We start from the raw sequence: 16,105 nt of genomic DNA on the forward strand, positions 1-16,105 counted from the left end.
AGCAGCAACGATGACAGAGGACCCGCGGTACACGCCGCAGTCAGGCCAGCGGCTGCCGAATCAGCAAGCACCCGGATACACACCGACCGGATACCAGCAGCCATACGACTGGCGCTACGCCAACGGTCAGCAGCAGCCGTACGATCCGTATCGCGGGCCGGCTGGCGGCAACACCATGGCCCCAGCCCCGCAGCCGCGCCGGAAGCGTTCGCGTCCCTTCGCATTGGCGGTCGGTGCACTGACCGTCGCCGCGGTGTCGGCCGGCGTCGGCGGAGTGGTCGCCACCCAGGTGCAGACCCCGCAGTCGCCGACGGTGACCCAGGCCTCTCCGGGTGCCCGCACGCTCCCGACCGCCAATGCGCCGATGGGGTCGGTCGAGCAGGTGGCGGCCAAAGTGGTACCCAGCGTGGTCAAACTGGAGACCAAGTTGGGACGGGCCTCCGAGGAGGGCTCGGGGATCATCCTCTCCGAGGACGGTCTGATCCTGACCAACAGCCACGTTGTATCGGCGATCGGCGGCGATGGTGGTCCCAAGGCCCCGCCGGGCCCGCCGTCGCCGCTGCCGGGCCAGTCGGCCGATCCGTCCATCAAACCTGGGGGAAAGACCACCGTGGTCTCCTTCGCCGATGGGCGTACCGCACCGTTCACCATCGTCGGCACCGACCCGTCCAGCGATATCGCCGTGGTCCGCGCCGAGGGGGTGTCCGGATTGACGCCGATCACGCTGGGCTCATCGGCCAGCCTGCGGGTCGGCCAAGACGTCGTGGCGATCGGGTCGCCGCTGGGACTGGAGGGCACCGTCACCACCGGCATCGTCAGCGCCCTCAACCGGCCGGTTGCCGCCGGTGGCGATGCCACCAACCAGAACACGGTGCTGGACGCCATTCAGACCGACGCCGCAATCAACCCCGGGAACTCCGGTGGCGCGCTGGTGAACATGGCCGGCGAACTGGTCGGGGTCAACTCGGCGATCGCCACCCTCGGCGGTGACTCCCCGCAGTCCCAGAGCGGTTCCATCGGGCTTGGCTTCGCCATCCCGGTCGATCAGGCCAAGCGCATCGCCGACGAGTTGATCAAGACCGGTTCGGCTTCCCGTGCCTCGCTGGGTGTCCAGGTCAGCAATGACGTGAATGCACAGGGAGCCAAGATCGTCGAGGTCGTCAAGGGTGGTGCCGCCGCGACCGCCGGGCTGCCTAACGGGGTGGTCGTGACCAAAGTCGACGACCGGGTGATCGGCAGCGCCAACGCCCTTGTTGCAGCTGTGCGTTCGCGTGCGCCGGGGGAGAAGCTGACCCTGACTTACCTCGACAGCGACGGGGCACCGAAGACCGTCGAGGTCACCTTGGGCAAGGCTGACCAGTGATCCGTCCGGTCCCCGACCGGCGGGTCACGCTGATCGCGGAGTCGTCGCGGGTGGACCCGGACGGATATACGGTGACATCCATGGAACAGCCGGAAGGTGCGTCAGGGCGGGCGTTGGTGGTGGTGGTCGACGACCGCCAGGCGCGGGGGGTCGCCGAAGACCACAGCGGTGCGCTGGTGACCGAACTGTTGGCCGAGGCCGGATTCGTGGTCGACGGTGTGGTGGTTGTCGCCGCGGTCGAGGTGGAGATCCGCAACGCCTTGAACACCGCTGTAATCGGCGGTGTCGATCTGGTGGTTTCGGTCGGCGGCACCGGGGTGACACCCCGCGACGTGACTCCGGAGGCGACCCGCGGGGTACTCGACCGGGAAGTGCCCGGCATCGCCGAGGCGTTACGGGCCTCCGGATTGGCGGCCGGCAGCACCGACGCCGGGCTGTCCCGAGGACTTGCCGGTATCTCAGGCAGCACCGTGGTGGTCAATTTGGCGGGCTCTCGGTCGGCGGTACGCGACGGGATGGCGACGCTCGGTCCGATGGCCGCTCAGGTGATCGCCGAGCTGTCCAGCCTGGACATCTGACCGGAGTCGCCGGGGGATGAACACCGTGTTTCCAGCCGGTGACGTGCGACGTTACCATAAGTGTGACCTTGATCACACCCGCATCGGGCGATGACTGGCGGTCCCCGCCCCGACCGGGCGTCAGTTAACTCTGTCTTCGGTGCGGAACTTCCGCAGGAATCCCGCGATGAACGCGATCCCGATGCGGCCAGAGAGCGTGAGGAACGGGAAGGCTGGTTGCGGGAAAATGTTCCGCCCCATCATCTTTGATGTCAATTACGGGTTCGCTGGCCCCGTTGCCCGGTGCGCAGACGGCTATCCCCGGACCGAACGCAGAACTGCACTGCCGACCCTGGAGAACGCGCCGAGTCTCCCCAGCGAATTGCTGCCGGGGTGTAACGCGCGATGCGTTTTGTCCGTTCGCGTTGCCCACACCGTTGCCGTACCGATATCTTCCTCATGACATCGTTAGACCAAGGCGCCGTAATCAACGGATGGGAAGGCGCCCCGCCGGTGAGCAGTCACCGCCGAAGCAGCTAGGGAGACCATGAAGGGAATCGGTCGTGTTCTGGGTGCGCTGAGTATCTCGGTGGCGGGGTTTTTCGCCGTGCCGGGTACCGCGCAGGCGGAAATGGACAACCAGATGAGCCTGGTCGACGGTGGTGGCCGCACGATGACCATCCAGCAGTGGGACACCTACCTCGACGGGGTCTACCCGTTGGACCGCAACCGGCTGACCCGGGAGTGGTTCCACTCCGGTAAGGCCAAGTACACCGTGGTCGGTGAGGGTGCTGATGAGTTCAAGGGCACCCTGGAGTTGGGCTATCAGGTCGGCTTCCCGTGGTCGCTGGGTGTGGGGATCAACTTCAGCTACACCACCCCCAACATCCTGCTCGACGACGTCTCCATCTCCCCGCTGGGTTTTGACCCGCTGGGCTCGGTGATCACCCCCAACCTGTTCCCGGGTGCCTCGATTAGCTCGGACCTGGGCAACGGGCCCGGCATTCAGGAGGTCGCGACGTTCTCGGTGGACGTCGAGGGCCCGGAGGGCACCGTCGCGGTGGCCAACGCCCACGGCACGGTGACCGGCGCGGCCGGCGGGGTGCTACTGCGCCCGTTCGCCCGGCTGATCTCGGGCACCGGTGACAGCGTCACCACCTACGGCGAACCCTGGAACATGAACTAGGCCCGGCTTCCCCCCGAACGTCACACCAGAGCAACCCTGGCCGGCGAGCGTTACGCCGGCGCGGCGCTGGGCGGGGGTTAGCCGGCCAACCGCTCGGCGACGGCCTGAACCCGCTCGTCGGTCGCGGTCATCGCGACCCGCACGTAGTCGGCCCCGCTGGGGCCGTAGAACTCCCCCGGAGCCACCAGGATTCCGCGCTGCGCCAGCCAGTCGACGGTGTCGCGGCCCGACACGCCGCGGGTGGCCCACAGGTACAGCCCGGCCTGCGAGTGCTCGACGGTGAACCCGGCGGATCTGAAGGCCTGCAGCAGCACTGCACGTCGGTGCGCATACCGACCGCGTTGGACGAGTTGATGGTCGTCGTCGTCGAGGGCGGCCACCATCGCAGCCTGCACCGGCCCGGGCACCATCATCCCGGCGTGCTTGCGGACCGCGAGCAGTTCGGCGACCACGCCCGGATCGCCGGCGACGAAGCCGGCCCGGTAGCCGGCCAGCGAGGACGTCTTGGACAGCGAGTGCACCGCCAACAGGCCGGTATGGTCGCCGGCGCACACATCGGGGTGCAGCACCGACAGCGGTTGTTGCTCCCACCCCAGACCCAGGTAGCACTCATCGGAGACGACGAGCGTGCCACGCTCACGGGCCCACTGCACCACCTTGCGCAGATGATCGACCCCCAGCACCCGCCCGGTCGGGTTGCTCGGCGAGTTGAGGTAGATCAACGCCGGGGTCTGCGGCCCCAGTTGGGTTAGCGAATCAGCCGCCAGCACCTGCGCGCCGGCCAGGCGGGCACCGACCTCGTAGGTGGGATAGGCGAGTTCCGGGATGACGACGACGTCCTGGGAACCCAGGCCCAGCAGAGTCGGCAGCCAGGCGATGAGTTCCTTGGTCCCCATCACCGGCAGCACCGCGTCGGGGTCGAGACCGGTGACCCCGTAGCGGCGGTGCAGGGCCGCCGCGGCGGACTCCCGCAACTCTCGCGTGCCCGCCGTCATCGGATAGCCGGGTACCGCGGACGCCTCGGCGAGGGCAGCGCGGATGACCGGGGCCACCGGGTCTACCGGGGTACCGACCGACAGGTCGACGATCCCGCCTGGATGGGCGCGGGCAGCCGAGGAGGCCTGGGCGAGGGTGTCCCACGGAAACACCGGCAGCGACGCCGAAACCGGCGCCGCTGAGCGACCGCCGTGCGGCGTCAGTCCTCGCCCTTGGGCGGGAGATCCTTGACGACCTGCGGGTCGTTCTCAGTCATCCCCACCTTCGACGCGCCACCCGGCGAACCCAATTCGGCGAAGAAGTCAGCGTTGATCTGGGTGTACTGCGACGACTGGTCGGGAACGTCGTCCTCGTAGTAGATCGCCTCGACCGGGCAGACCGGCTCGCAGGCGCCGCAGTCCACGCACTCGTCCGGGTGGATGAAGAGCATCCGGGCGCCCTCGTAGATGCAGTCGACCGGGCATTCCTCGATGCAGGCCTTGTCCTTGATGTCGACGCACGCTTCGGTGATCACGTAGGTCACGAAGGTTCTCCTCCATCTGCTCTCGTGTCGGTCTGACTGTCGTAATTGAGTCGATCGCGTTGCTGATACTAGGCGGTGTGCCTAGGGGGCCGTGAACTGGTCAGGCGCAGAGGCGGCAGCCCCGACGGTCGGCTGTTCGTCCGGAAGTCCCACCGCCAGGCCGAGAGCGAAGAAGAAAACGCCGAACAGCACGCCGCCGCCGAAGATCACCAGCGGCCCGCCGGGGGCGATGAAGCTGCCGACCGGGCCGATGATCGTCAACAGCGCCACCACCTGCTCGACGAGCAACACCGCGGCGATCAGCGCCATCCAGCGCGGGAAACGGCCCCGTCGCGCCGCCCACACCACCGGGCCGGCCATCAGGATCGCCGCCACGGTCAGCAGCGGACCCCACATCGCGGCGATGTCGGCCAGGATGCGGGCGGTGGCCGGATCCAGCGAGCCGGGGTGCAGGGCCATCCCCGCGTTGATCCACATCTGAATTCCGACCTGGGCGATCAACACCGCCGCCCCGATGGTGAAGATGTGGCCGGCCGGGCCGTCGACTCGATCGCGGACGAACCCAATCACCACGACAGCCGCCAACAGCGCGAGCGCGGTCAGCAGGGCCTGAAGCCGTATCTGGCCGGCGTGGGCGCTGATGTGCTGAACCACCTCGGTTCCGGGACGGTCGACTCCCGGGCCAAGGGGGACGACGACGATCGCGAATACCGACAGGACCGCAAACGCCACCGCGGCGACCAGCGGCACACGCCTGTTCATGGGTGGCAGTATGCCGTCCGGCCGAGCCGATGGCCGCGAGGTGGGCACATTGACGGGAGCGCGGCTCCGGCGCGGTCCTAGGCCGCCCGCGTCGAGTAGGTGGTGGTGCGCTGGCGCGCGGGACGGCCGATGCCCTCGGCGATGGCCATCAGTTCGGCGACGGTCTTGGCCGACCCGTACTGCGAGCCGGCCATCCGGGAGATGGTCTCCTCCATCAAGGTGCCGCCGAGGTCGTTGGCGCCGCCGTTGAGCATCACCTGGCTGCGCTCCACGCCGAGCTTGACCCAGCTGGTCTGGATTTGGGAGATCCGGCCGTGCAACATGATCCGGGCCAGCGCGTGCACCGCGCGGTTGTCGCGGTGGGTGGGGCCGGGCCGGGCGGCTCCGGCCAGATACAGCGGCGAGGACTGGTGTACAAACGGCAGCGGGACGAACTCGGTGAAACCACCGGTGTTGTCCTGGATTGCGCGCAGCACGTTGAGGTGACCCACCCAGTGCGCCGGCGTGTCGACGTGGCCGTACATCATCGTCGAACTCGACCGCAGGCCGACATCGTGTGCGGTGCTGACGATCTCGATCCACAGTGCGGTGGGCAGCTTGCCCTTGGTCAGAACCCAGCGCACTTCGTCGTCGAGGATCTCCGCCGCGGTCCCGGGGATGGTTCCCAGACCGGCCTCGCGCAGTTGGACCAGCCAGTCCCTGATGCTGTTGCCGCTCTTGGTGACTCCGTTGGCGATCTCCATCGGCGAGAAGGCGTGCACATGCATCGACGGAACGGCAGCCTTGACCGCCCGCACCAGGTCGGCGTAGGCGGTGACCGGCAGGTCGGGGTCGATTCCGCCCTGCATGCACACCTCGGTGGCACCGGCCACATGCGCTTCCCAAGCCCGGTCTGCCACCTCGCGGGTGGACAGCGAGAAGGCGTCCGCGTCGCCCTTGCGCTGAGCGAAGGCACAGAACCGGCAGCCGGTGTAGCAGATGTTGGTGAAGTTGATGTTCCGGTTCACCACAAAGGTGACATCGTCGCCGACGGCCTCGCGGCGCAGTGAATCCGCCAGTGCCGCAACCGCGTCCAGCGCCGGACCGTCGGCACAGGCCAGCGCCAGGTAGTCGGCGTCGCTACAGCCTCCCGGATTGCGTTCGGCGGATCTCAGGGCGGCGGCGACGTCGGCGTCGATACGCTCAGGTGCCCGCGCGGACAGTTCGCTGACCCGCTCGCGGATGGACTCCCAGTCCCCGAACGCACTCGCCAGGTCGCTGCGGGCGGCGTCGCGGCGACCCTCGGTGTCGATCGCCGTGCCGAGATCGGCCCGGCCCAGCGACTCGGTGGCCTCGTCGGGTTCCTGCCAGGGTCGGCCGACCGGGTTGACGTCGCGGGCGAAGCCGGTCTGCGGGTCGGCCAGCGCCGCGACGTGCCCGGCCACCCGCGGGTCGATCCAGCCGGCCGGGGCCTGGACGTACTTGGGTTGGGCGGTGAGTCGCTGCACCAGATCGAACCCGGCCTCGGCGGTCACCGCAGCCAGATCATCCAGCGCCGGCCAGGGCCGTTCGGGGTTGACGTGGTCGGGGGTCAGCGGCGAAACCCCACCCCAGTCGTCCACCCCGGCGCCCAGCAGCGCGAGGCAATCGGCACGCGACACCAGGTTGGGCGGTGCCTGGACGCGCATGTCGGGCCCGAGAACCAGGCGGGCGACGGCAACGGTGGCCAGAAAGTCCTCGAAGTCGGCGTCGGGAACCGATGCCATGGCGGTCCGGTCCTTGGCCCGGAAGTTCTGCACGATGACTTCCTGCACGTGGCCGAACTCCTTATGCACCTTGCGAATTGCGTGCACGGTGTCGGACCGCTCGGTGAGCGTCTCGCCGATCCCGACCAGCAGGCCGGTGGTGAACGGAATGGACAACCGGCCGGCGTCGGTCAGGGTGCGTAGCCGCACGGCCGGGTCCTTGTCCGGGCTGCCGTAGTGGGCAAGTCCGCGGGTCTCGAAGAGCCGCCGTGATGTGGTCTCCAGCATCATGCCCATCGACGGTGCGACCGGCCGCAGCCGCGACATCTCCGCCCAACTCATCACGCCCGGATTGAGGTGCGGCAGCAGGCCGGTCTCCTCGAGCACCCGGATCGCGGCCGCCCGCAGGTAGTCCAGGGTCGAGTTGTAGCCGCGTTCGTCGAGCCACTGACGGGCTTCGGGCCAACGCGCCTCCGGACGGTCACCGAGGGTGAACAGCGCCTCTTTGCAGCCGTGTTCGGCGCCCCGGCGGGCGATGGCGACGATCTCGTCGGCCTCCAGGTACATAGCCCTTCCGGCTGCGCGCAGCTTGCCCGGGACCGTCACGAAGGTGCAGTAGTGGCAGGTGTCCCGGCACAGATGGGTGACCGGGATGAACACCTTGCGGGAGTAGGAGACCGGCAGCCGACCCGTGGGCCCCGGCCCGCCGGCCGAACGCAGGCCGGCGTCGCGCACCCGCGCCGCACTGGCACACAGATCGGCCAAGTCCGCACCGCGGGCGGTCATGGCCAGGGCCGCCTCGTCAACGTTGAGGGTGACCCCGTCGCGCGCCCGGCGCAGCACCCGGCGCAGCGCGGCGGCGCTCACCTGCGTCCACCCCGGTCTGCGGCGACGCCCGTTACCATGGCACCACCCTAGTACCGGGGATCTGGCCGGTCGGCGTTGACCGTCGTGCGCAGCCGAAAAGGCCGACTGTGGATTTCTCAGGTTGCCTCAGGTATTTTCTCAGGCAAATACCAGCAAACCTGTGAGGTGCCCGGAATGAGCCGAATCGCGTCAAGCGGAGTGTCCACCCGTTCACTGCTGATCGCGGGTGTCAGTGCCGCAATGGTCGGCACCGCGGCGGTGACGCCGGTGAGCGCGCCGGAGTTGTCCCCCACGACGATGGCGTCGGATGTCGCCATGACGTCGATCACCACCCCTCTGGAGGTGGCGATCAAGAACACCTACAACGTCGTCGAGCCGTGGGCTGCCTACGGTGCCGCGTGGGGCCAATACATCCTGGGCCTGATTCCGGGGCTGTGGTGGGTCGCGCCCGGGGTGCCGTTCGCCTACTACACCACCGAGCCGCTGGTACGGGCCGGGGTGTACAGCTTCGCCGACGTGGTCGGCCTGAACTTCGCGCAGATCGGCCCGGACGTGAACGCCGGTATCACCGCCTCGGCCAGCAATGCGGCCACCTACGGACTCGCCTGGCTGAACAGCCTGGTGCCCTTCCCGCCGCTGCCTCCGATTCCGCCGCTGCCGGGCGCATCGGTGGCCGCAAGCGCAGCGGCCCTGCCTGCTGCCGCGACCGATCTGCTGGCCGCGCCGGGAGCCTCCGCGGTGGCCAGTCCCGTCGAGGATGCGATCAAGAACACCTATAACGTCGTCGAGCCGTGGGTGGCCTACGGCTTCGAGTTGACCCAGTACGTCCTCGGCTTCATCCCGGGCCTGTGGTGGATCGCCCCCGGTGTCGACTTCGCCTACTTCACCATCGAGCCGCTGGTACAGGCCGGGGTTTACACCTTTGCCGATGTGCTCGGTCTGAACTTCGATCAGATCGGGCCTGACATCAACACCGGGATCCAAACCTCGATCAACAACGCCGTCACCTACGGACTTGCCTGGCTGAACAGCCTGGTTCCGCTGCCGCCGTTCCCGCCGCTGCCGCCGTTCCCGGGTGCCTCGGTGGCCCTGAGTGCGGCGACCGTTCCGATCGCCGCGGCAGAGGACGTGGACGCTGGGGCCACGGACGCCGCAGCTGTCGGGGAGGCCCCGGCGCCGGCCAGCTTCGCACCGGTGGCTCCGGCGACCGACGAGGCCACCCCGGCCACCCCGGCCGCCCCGGCCACCTCGGCCGCCGACGCCGACGAGGCCGCCGCGCCGGATGTCGATGTCGAGGCCGGGGTTGAATCCGGGGTTGAATCCGGGGTCGAGGCTGGGGTTGAATCCGGGGTCGAGGCTGGGGTCGAAGCTGGGGTTGAGCCCGCAGCCACGCCGGAGGCCGTTGAGGCAATCGAGACGGTCGAGGCCGTCGAGGCAATCGGGGCGGAGGTCGAGCCCGAAGTGGCCCCCGAGTCATCCGAGCCGGACGACAGCGACGACACTGCGTCGGCAGGCGCCGAGGCAGCAGAGAACGCCGAACGGCCCAGCCGGGCCACCGCTGGCCGCACCTGACGACAGTCAGCGATCGGGGTCAGCTCATCCGGCGCAACAGCACCGCCGCCGGCAGCGCGCCGAGGGTCATCAGCAATATCAGCGAGAAGCCCATGATCCCCGGTCCGCCGAAAAGGATGTCGCGGCCGGGACCGCCGAAGGCGAGGACCGCCACCGTAGCCATCCAGGTCCACAGCGGCAGGCCGGCCAGCCTGCCGTTTTCCGACCAGTAGGCGGCCGCCCACACCAGCGCCATGTTGAGCAGACCGCTGAGCAGGGCGCTCACCGGGAATGGCACCCAACCCAGGTGGAGCGGCAGAAAAAACGCGCCCATGATCGCCGAGAGCACGCCGTCCAGCCCGAGCAGGCCCAGCACCACCCGGGCCGTCGGCGAACCCGCCGTCACAGGTCCAGACCCGCAAGCAGGTCGTCCTCCCGGCCGGTGGTGCTGCCCGGCTGTCCCTCGACCAGCACGTAGTGCTCCTCGGTCAACACCGGCAGCACGACCTTGTTGGAGAGGGTGAACGCCCGACGGGTCGGCCCCAGCGTCACCTGGGTGGCGTGCGCGGCGATCGCGGCGACCTTGTTGGAACGGCACTGCGGCGCGTCGATGACGGTGGTGATCTGATCCTCGTCGACGGTGAACGATCCGGCGTCCTCGGGCCAGATCCAATCCGGCAACACGTCGGCGGACTCCAGCTGTTGCAGTCCCCGCCGAAAAGCGTTGCCCGACACAACAGTCCAATAGAATTTCGGCACCTGCCAGCGGTCGGCGGCAGCGGACAGTGCCGCGGTGGTGACCCGGTTCGCCTGAATGTGGTCGGGGTGGCCGTATCCCCCGTTGGGGTCGTAGGTCACGACGACATGGGGCCGCATTTCGACGAGCACGTCGGCGACTTGACCCACCACCGAATCGGGGTCGGCATCAATGAACCGGGTCCGGTGACGCGGCGGGGTGCCGGCCATCCCCGAGTCGCGCCAGCACCCGGCGCCGCCGAGGAAGCGCGGTCCCGGGACGCCCAAATGGCCGAGCGCCGCAGTCAGTTCGCCGATCCGGTAACCGCCGAGTTGGTCGGCGTGATCCACACCGAGTTGAGCCCAGCGGTCACCGATGATTTCGCCCTCCTCGCCGAGGGTGCAGGTGAGCACGGTGACCTCGGCCCCGGCGGCGGCGTAGCGGGCAATGGTGACGCCGTTGTTGAGGGTCTCGTCGTCGGGGTGGGCGTGCACGAACAGCAGCCGCGGGACAGTCGGCATGAACCCCTCCTTCAACTACAGCGACGCCCCGTTCAGGGCGCCGTCTTGACCCACCGTCCGGCGTCGCCGACGATCCCCACCGGCACGGCGCCGGTGAGACTGACGTTGCGGACAGTCGGCCCGGCAGCGACGATCGTGGTGTCCTGCATGATCGGTAGCACGGTGGCCATCGCCCACAGCGTGGGCTCCACGGCCGCGACGACGTCGTTGATGTTCAGCGCGCCGGTCACCGCGCCGTCGATCCGCGACTGGATTGACCGGTCGCAGATACCGGTGAGGTTGGACGGGGCGCGCACCAGCGGCGCCGGATCGGTGGGTTTCGTCGACGTCGTCGGGGCTTGCGGGGCCGGACGTCTGGGCGGTGTCCCGGTGGTCGCCACCGGGCTGGCTTCCAGCGCCGGACACCCGAAGCGCGACGCCAGCCGGGTCGCCAGATCACCGCCGGCAGCCCGCCAGCCGACGATCGCGTCAACCTGGTTCTTGGCCAGTGCCGGCCCGTAGAGGTCCGGGGGGTCCAGCGCCAGTACCGAGGCGGCGATCCCGGCGCTGCGCAGTTGGTCTGCGGCGGTGTTGGCCACCGCCACCGAGGTCGGGTCATTGGCCGCGGCACCGATGACCAGGGCCAGAGTCTGGCCGGCCCGGCTGATGCGGCCGCGGGCGGGTTTGGCGGTGCCGGCGGCGCCACCCGTTGACGGCGGGACGGGCGACTCCGTGGCGCTGCGGTCGACCTGAAAACCGGCTTGGGCAAACAGCTCCAGCGCCCGTTCCCGCCCCAGCGGCTCCGGCGCGGTGGCGACGTAGCCGGGATCGCTGGGCGCCCGCACCAGGGACTGATCCAGGGTGACGGAGTTGTCGCTGCCGGCGCCGACGGCGGCCAGCAGTTCCACGTCGAGCAGTCCCAGAATCGCTTTGCGCACAACCGGATCGGACAGCTTGGGCAGCTGCGCACGTAACGTCAACTGCATTACCCGCGGGGTGATGGTCCGTGCGGTACGTACATCGGGAATCGCCGAGAGTTGCGCGAAGGCCGCCGCTCCCCCGTGCACCTGGGCTACCTGGGTGTCGCCGTTGCGGATCGAGTCGGCCAATGCGGCGGGAACACCGGCGCGCCGGAACAGGATCTGGTCGGGCTTCGCTGGCGAGCCCCAAAACCGATCGTTGCGGGCCAGCAGGATCTCGTCGCGCTGCGGATCGATGGTGTCGACCCGGAACTGGCCGCCGGTGACGGGCAGCGCCCGGCTCAGCCCGGCCAGGAAGCCGCCTGGCACATCCTTGACGATGTGCGCCGGAAGAAGATGGTTGAACAACTCCCGCCAGGCCGGATACGGCTGGGAGAAGGTGACGACGGCCTTCTTGCCGCCGTCCAGGGACTGCACCCCGGTGATCAGGTCGTAGCCGGCGGGATCGACGACGCCGGGTTGGCTGACGATCTGGCGCCACTGGTACCAGAAGTCGTCGGCGGCGATCGGCGCATTGTCCGTCCAGGCCGCCTCCGGCCGGATCTTGTAGGTCACGGTGAACGGATTGGTGGCGGTCACCTGCGCGGAGACCAGCAGGGCGGGGTCCATCTGCCAGCGGGACCCGCTCGGTGAGGCCGGGTCGGGCACCGGCCGGAACGCACTGGGCAGGACCAGCGCGCTGATGGAGGCGTTCACCGGCGACTGGTCGGAGAGCAGGTGCGGGTTGAAGCCGGCGCCGATCGAGTCGATCGCCATGATGATCTGGGTGGCCTTGGGTGCTGGGGCGGCGGCCTGCGGTGTTTCGGTGCTCTGCGGTGCCGGCGGCGGGTCGACGGCACACCCGCCGAGCAGGACCACCGCCATGCCGTACGCCGCAGCCGGGAGTCTGCGGGATCGGGTCGGCACGTCCACAGCGTATCGGCCGGAGGCTGCCGCCCCCGTCAACTAGATCCCCGAACTAGATCCGGGTGGTCAAACCTTCTGGGCCTTGGCACGGGATCGGGTCCGGGCCCTACTGGTGGCGTCGAGTTCGACCTTGCGGACACGGACGATCTCCGGGGTCACCTCGACGCACTCGTCGGCGGCGCAGAACTCCATGGCCTGTTCGAGGTCGAGTTCCATTGGCCGGGCCAGAGTCTCCATCACGTCGGCGGTGGAGGAGCGCATATTGGTGAGCTTTTTCTCCCGGGTGACGTTGACGTCGAGGTCCTCGGCGCGCGGATTGATCCCGACGACCTGGCCCTCGTAGGTGTCGTCGCCGGGTTCGACGAAGAACTGCCCGCGGTCGGCGAGTTGGATCATCGCGAACGGCGTCACCGAACCGGTCCGGTCGCTGACCAACGATCCGGTGTGGCGGGCCCGGATCTCCCCGGCCCACGGCCGGTAGCCGTCGAACACCGCGTTGGCGATCCCGGTGCCGCGGGTCAGTGTGAGGAAGTCGGTGCGGAAGCCGATCAGACCGCGGCTGGGGACGACGAAGTCCATCCGCACCCACCCGGCGGCATGGTTGGTCATCTGCTCCATGCGGCCTTTGCGGTTGGCCATCAACTGGGTGATGGCGCCGACGAACTCCTCGGGGCAGTCGATGGTCATCGCCTCGAACGGCTCGTGCAGTTTGCCGTCGATGGTGCGGGTGACCACCTGGGGCTTGCCGACGGTGAGCTCGAAACCTTCCCGGCGCATCTGCTCGACCAGCACGGCCAGCGCCAACTCGCCGCGGCCCTGCACCTCCCAGGCATCGGGGCGGCCGATGTCGACGACGCGGATCGAGACGTTGCCCACCAGCTCGGAGTCCAAGCGGGACTTGACCATTCGCGCGGTGAGCTTGTGACCGGAGACCTTGCCGGCCAGCGGGGAGGTGTTGGTGCCGATGGTCACCGAGATGGCGGGTTCGTCGACGGTGATCCGCGGCAGGGCGTGGGCGTGGTCGGGGTCGGCCAGGGTGTCGCCGATCATGATCTCGGGCATGCCGGCTACGGCGACGATATCCCCGGCGACGGCCTCCTCGGTCGGGTTGCGCTCGACGCCGACGGTGGTCAGCAGTTCGGTGATCTTGCCTCCTGCGATCACCGGCAACCCGTCGACCTCCCGCATCCAGGCCACCTGCTGGCCCTTGCGGATCTTGCCGGCGTAGATGCGGATCAGCGCCAGACGGCCCAGGAACGCCGAGGCGTCGAGGTTGGTGACCAGCGCCTGCAACGGCGTCTCAGGATCACCCTTGGGCGGCGGGATGTGCTCGAGCAGAACGTCGAACAGCGGATCGAGGTTGTCGCCCTGCGGGTTCTCGCCGTTGGCCGGTTCGGTGGTGCTGGCGATACCGGCCCGGCCGGAGGCGAACAGCGTGGGCAGGCCCAGGGCGCGCTCGGCAGCCTCCTGCGCCTCGGCGTCCAAATCGGAGGCGACGTCGAGCAGCAGGTCGTGGCTCTCCTCGACGACCTCGGCGATCCGGGCGTCGGGCCGGTCAGTCTTGTTGACCACCAGAATCACCGGAAGGTGCGCGCTCAGTGCCTTGCGCAGGACGAAACGGGTCTGCGGCAGCGGACCTTCGGAGGCGTCCACCAGCAGCAGCACCCCGTCGACCATCGACAGTCCGCGTTCGACCTCACCGCCGAAGTCGGCGTGCCCGGGGGTGTCGATCACGTTGATGACCGTCATACCGCCGTCGGCGTGATGCCGGTGCACCGCAGTGTTCTTCGCCAGGATCGTGATGCCCTTTTCCTTCTCCAGATCACCGGAGTCCATCAGGCGTTCGACGGCGTCGTCGCCTCGGTGGGTCAGGGCTCCGGACTGCCGCAACATGGCGTCGACCAGCGTGGTTTTGCCGTGGTCGACGTGCGCCACGATGGCGACGTTACGGAAGTCGTGCTTGGTTGCAGGGCTAGTCACGCCGCAAATTGTCTCAGTGACCGACCCCGTTCGCGAAACGGCGGCAGCCCGAGCAGGACGGCGACGAGGAAACACAGCGCCCCGAGGATGCGTTGCTGGCCAACCTCGGTGACCCCGGAACGCCGGACGAAGGCACCTACGGCCGACGCACCGAAGGCCAGGCATCCGACCATATTGAGCCAGGTCGTCAGCCGGTCCCCACGCTCCGGGTGGGCGTCAGTCTCACTGCGCGGCAAGCCGCTCCCGCAGCGTCGACAGCCAGGCCCGGTCGGCCGGCACCCACGCGACATTCGGCAACTCGGCACCGTCGACCCAGCGCAGCGCGCCGTGGTCGTGCGGATGCAGGGTGCCGCCGGTCTGGGTGACGCGGTAGGCGCGCAGGACCACCGACTCCCCGATCACGACGTCCTCACCGACCCGTTCGTGCACGACCACCTCGACGCCGAGTTCCTCGGCCAACTCCCTCACCAGCGCTTCGGCTTCGGTCTCGCCCGGGGCGACCTTGCCGCCCGGCAACTCCCACAGCCCGGCCAGCTCCGGCGGACGCTGTCGCTGGGCCAGTAGCAGCGCGCCCCCGGAGATCAGCGCGCCGGCCACCACAACCTGCATGATGTGTGACGGTAGCCGTTCACCCGTCAACGCGGGAAGGAGCGGAATGCGATGACCAAAGATGCCCGGCGCCAGTCCATCTGCCTGACGATGATCGTGCGCGACGAAGCACACAGCGTCGGTGAAGTCCTCGACGCCACCGCGCCCTACATCGACTACTGGGTGGTGGTGGACACCGGCTCGAGCGACGGCACCCAAGACATCATCACCAGCCATATGCAACGGCTCGCCATCCCCGGCGAATTGCACGAGCGACCCTGGCGCGACTTCGGACACAACCGCCGATTGTTACGCCGTGTGAATCCGCGAGGATCCCGGCAACATCTTCTGGCGCCGCCAGCTCTTCCGCGACGGGGTGCCCTGGTACTACCAGGGGGTGCTGCACGAGTTCGCGAATTGCGACGAGCCGTTCACCGACGCGAACCTGTGCGATGACCTTCAGATTCACTCCCGGCGGTTGGGCGCGCGCGGCAAGGACCCGGAGAAGTGGGCCAAGGACGCGGCGGTGCTGTTGGCCTATGTCAGCGACCATCCCGACGATGAGAGGTCGGTGTTTTTCCTGGCGCAGAGCTCCTACCACGCCCTGGACTTCGAGAACGGGCGCACCTGGTATGCCCGCCGCGTGGAGATGGGCGACTGGGAGGACGCCGCCACCCTCACCGGCGCCGCGGCCCCCGCCGAAACCACCCGCACCAATCCCGGCACCGGCCGTTACGTGCTGACCGACCCGGAATCGCACTTCGTGACCCACGGCCCGAACATGGTCGACGTCAACCGCCTCCGCACGAGTTCCGATGGCACCCGGTTCGCCGGCGCCACTCTCGACGAGGTGCTCTGCATCAGAGTTAGGTGACCAGCGCTACGG

The 16,105-nt window shown here is 68.7% G+C and carries 15 protein-coding genes; 6 read left to right on the top strand and 9 right to left on the bottom strand.

All coding sequences use genetic code 11. The features are described from left to right. Positions 1-10 precede the first annotated feature (10 nt). The 3 genes from ADBZ5N_RS02465 to mspA all read left to right on the top strand — a co-directional run bounded on the left by ADBZ5N_RS02465 (position 11) and on the right by mspA (position 3,106). Positions 11-1,363, top strand: a complete 1,353-nt coding sequence (locus ADBZ5N_RS02465) for a S1C family serine protease (RefSeq protein WP_526255900.1) — start codon at positions 11-13, stop codon at positions 1,361-1,363. Between the two features lie 80 nt (positions 1,364-1,443). Beyond that, positions 1,444-1,941, top strand: coding sequence for a MogA/MoaB family molybdenum cofactor biosynthesis protein (locus tag ADBZ5N_RS02470; RefSeq protein WP_526255930.1), 498 nt, complete (start codon positions 1,444-1,446; stop codon positions 1,939-1,941). A 526-nt stretch (positions 1,942-2,467) separates the two neighbouring features. Further along, positions 2,468-3,106 carry a porin MspA gene (mspA, locus tag ADBZ5N_RS02475; protein WP_526255901.1) on the top strand — a complete coding sequence of 213 codons (639 nt, stop codon included), beginning with the start codon at positions 2,468-2,470 and terminating at the stop codon, positions 3,104-3,106. A gap of 77 nt (positions 3,107-3,183) precedes the next feature. Here mspA and dapC read toward each other — a convergent pair whose 3' ends face one another. The 4 genes from dapC to ADBZ5N_RS02495 all read right to left on the bottom strand — a co-directional run bounded on the left by dapC (position 3,184) and on the right by ADBZ5N_RS02495 (position 7,978). Next, positions 3,184-4,305 (bottom strand): succinyldiaminopimelate transaminase, encoded by a 1,122-nt coding sequence (gene dapC, locus ADBZ5N_RS02480; RefSeq protein WP_526255931.1) that lies wholly within the window; start codon positions 4,303-4,305, stop codon positions 3,184-3,186. Then, the gene (fdxA, locus tag ADBZ5N_RS02485; RefSeq protein WP_526255902.1) at positions 4,302-4,625 is read right to left on the bottom strand and encodes a ferredoxin; all 324 of its coding nucleotides are present in this window, start codon (positions 4,623-4,625) and stop codon (positions 4,302-4,304) included. Before fdxA ends, dapC begins: the two co-directional genes overlap by 4 nt. 81 nt (positions 4,626-4,706) lie before the next feature. Then, positions 4,707-5,387, bottom strand: a complete 681-nt coding sequence (locus ADBZ5N_RS02490) for a hypothetical protein (RefSeq protein ID WP_526255903.1) — start codon at positions 5,385-5,387, stop codon at positions 4,707-4,709. 77 nt (positions 5,388-5,464) lie between these two features. Next, positions 5,465-7,978 (bottom strand): bifunctional FO biosynthesis protein CofGH, encoded by a 2,514-nt coding sequence (locus tag ADBZ5N_RS02495; RefSeq protein ID WP_526255904.1) that lies wholly within the window; start codon positions 7,976-7,978, stop codon positions 5,465-5,467. Between the two features lie 174 nt (positions 7,979-8,152). On the opposite strand from ADBZ5N_RS02495, the gene ADBZ5N_RS02500 reads away from it, so the two are divergent. Further along, the gene (locus ADBZ5N_RS02500) at positions 8,153-9,550 is read left to right on the top strand and encodes a hypothetical protein (protein ID WP_526255905.1); all 1,398 of its coding nucleotides are present in this window, start codon (positions 8,153-8,155) and stop codon (positions 9,548-9,550) included. 19 nt (positions 9,551-9,569) lie between these two features. Here the strand turns inward: ADBZ5N_RS02500 and ADBZ5N_RS02505 are convergent, their stop codons facing one another. From ADBZ5N_RS02505 to ADBZ5N_RS02525, 5 genes are all read right to left on the bottom strand, one after another. Beyond that, entirely contained in the window at positions 9,570-9,935 is a 366-nt protein-coding gene (locus tag ADBZ5N_RS02505) for a hypothetical protein (protein WP_526255906.1), read from the bottom strand. Continuing rightward, a complete protein-coding gene (gene mshB, locus ADBZ5N_RS02510; protein ID WP_526255907.1) occupies positions 9,932-10,786 on the bottom strand; it encodes an N-acetyl-1-D-myo-inositol-2-amino-2-deoxy-alpha-D-glucopyranoside deacetylase in 855 nt (284 codons plus the stop codon). The genes ADBZ5N_RS02505 and mshB overlap by 4 nt, the downstream gene beginning before the upstream one ends. 32 nt (positions 10,787-10,818) lie before the next feature. Further along, positions 10,819-12,609, bottom strand: coding sequence for an ABC transporter family substrate-binding protein (locus tag ADBZ5N_RS02515; protein ID WP_526255932.1), 1,791 nt, complete (start codon positions 12,607-12,609; stop codon positions 10,819-10,821). A 108-nt stretch (positions 12,610-12,717) separates the two neighbouring features. Then, positions 12,718-14,631 (bottom strand): translational GTPase TypA, encoded by a 1,914-nt coding sequence (gene typA / locus ADBZ5N_RS02520; protein WP_526255908.1) that lies wholly within the window; start codon positions 14,629-14,631, stop codon positions 12,718-12,720. Positions 14,632-14,853: 222 nt separating this feature from the next. Then, entirely contained in the window at positions 14,854-15,240 is a 387-nt protein-coding gene (locus ADBZ5N_RS02525) for a (deoxy)nucleoside triphosphate pyrophosphohydrolase (RefSeq protein ID WP_526255909.1), read from the bottom strand. A gap of 51 nt (positions 15,241-15,291) precedes the next feature. Between ADBZ5N_RS02525 and ADBZ5N_RS02530 the strand changes: the two genes are divergently transcribed. Both ADBZ5N_RS02530 and ADBZ5N_RS02535 read left to right on the top strand, forming a co-directional pair. Next, positions 15,292-15,675, top strand: a complete 384-nt coding sequence (locus tag ADBZ5N_RS02530; RefSeq protein WP_526255910.1) for a hypothetical protein — start codon at positions 15,292-15,294, stop codon at positions 15,673-15,675. Next, positions 15,617-16,093, top strand: a complete 477-nt coding sequence (locus ADBZ5N_RS02535; RefSeq protein WP_526255911.1) for a hypothetical protein — start codon at positions 15,617-15,619, stop codon at positions 16,091-16,093. Before ADBZ5N_RS02530 ends, ADBZ5N_RS02535 begins: the two co-directional genes overlap by 59 nt. Positions 16,094-16,105: the final 12 nt, after the last annotated feature.

Source organism: Mycobacterium sp., assembly GCF_044370595.1.
Lineage (GTDB): Bacteria > Actinomycetota > Actinomycetes > Mycobacteriales > Mycobacteriaceae > Mycobacterium.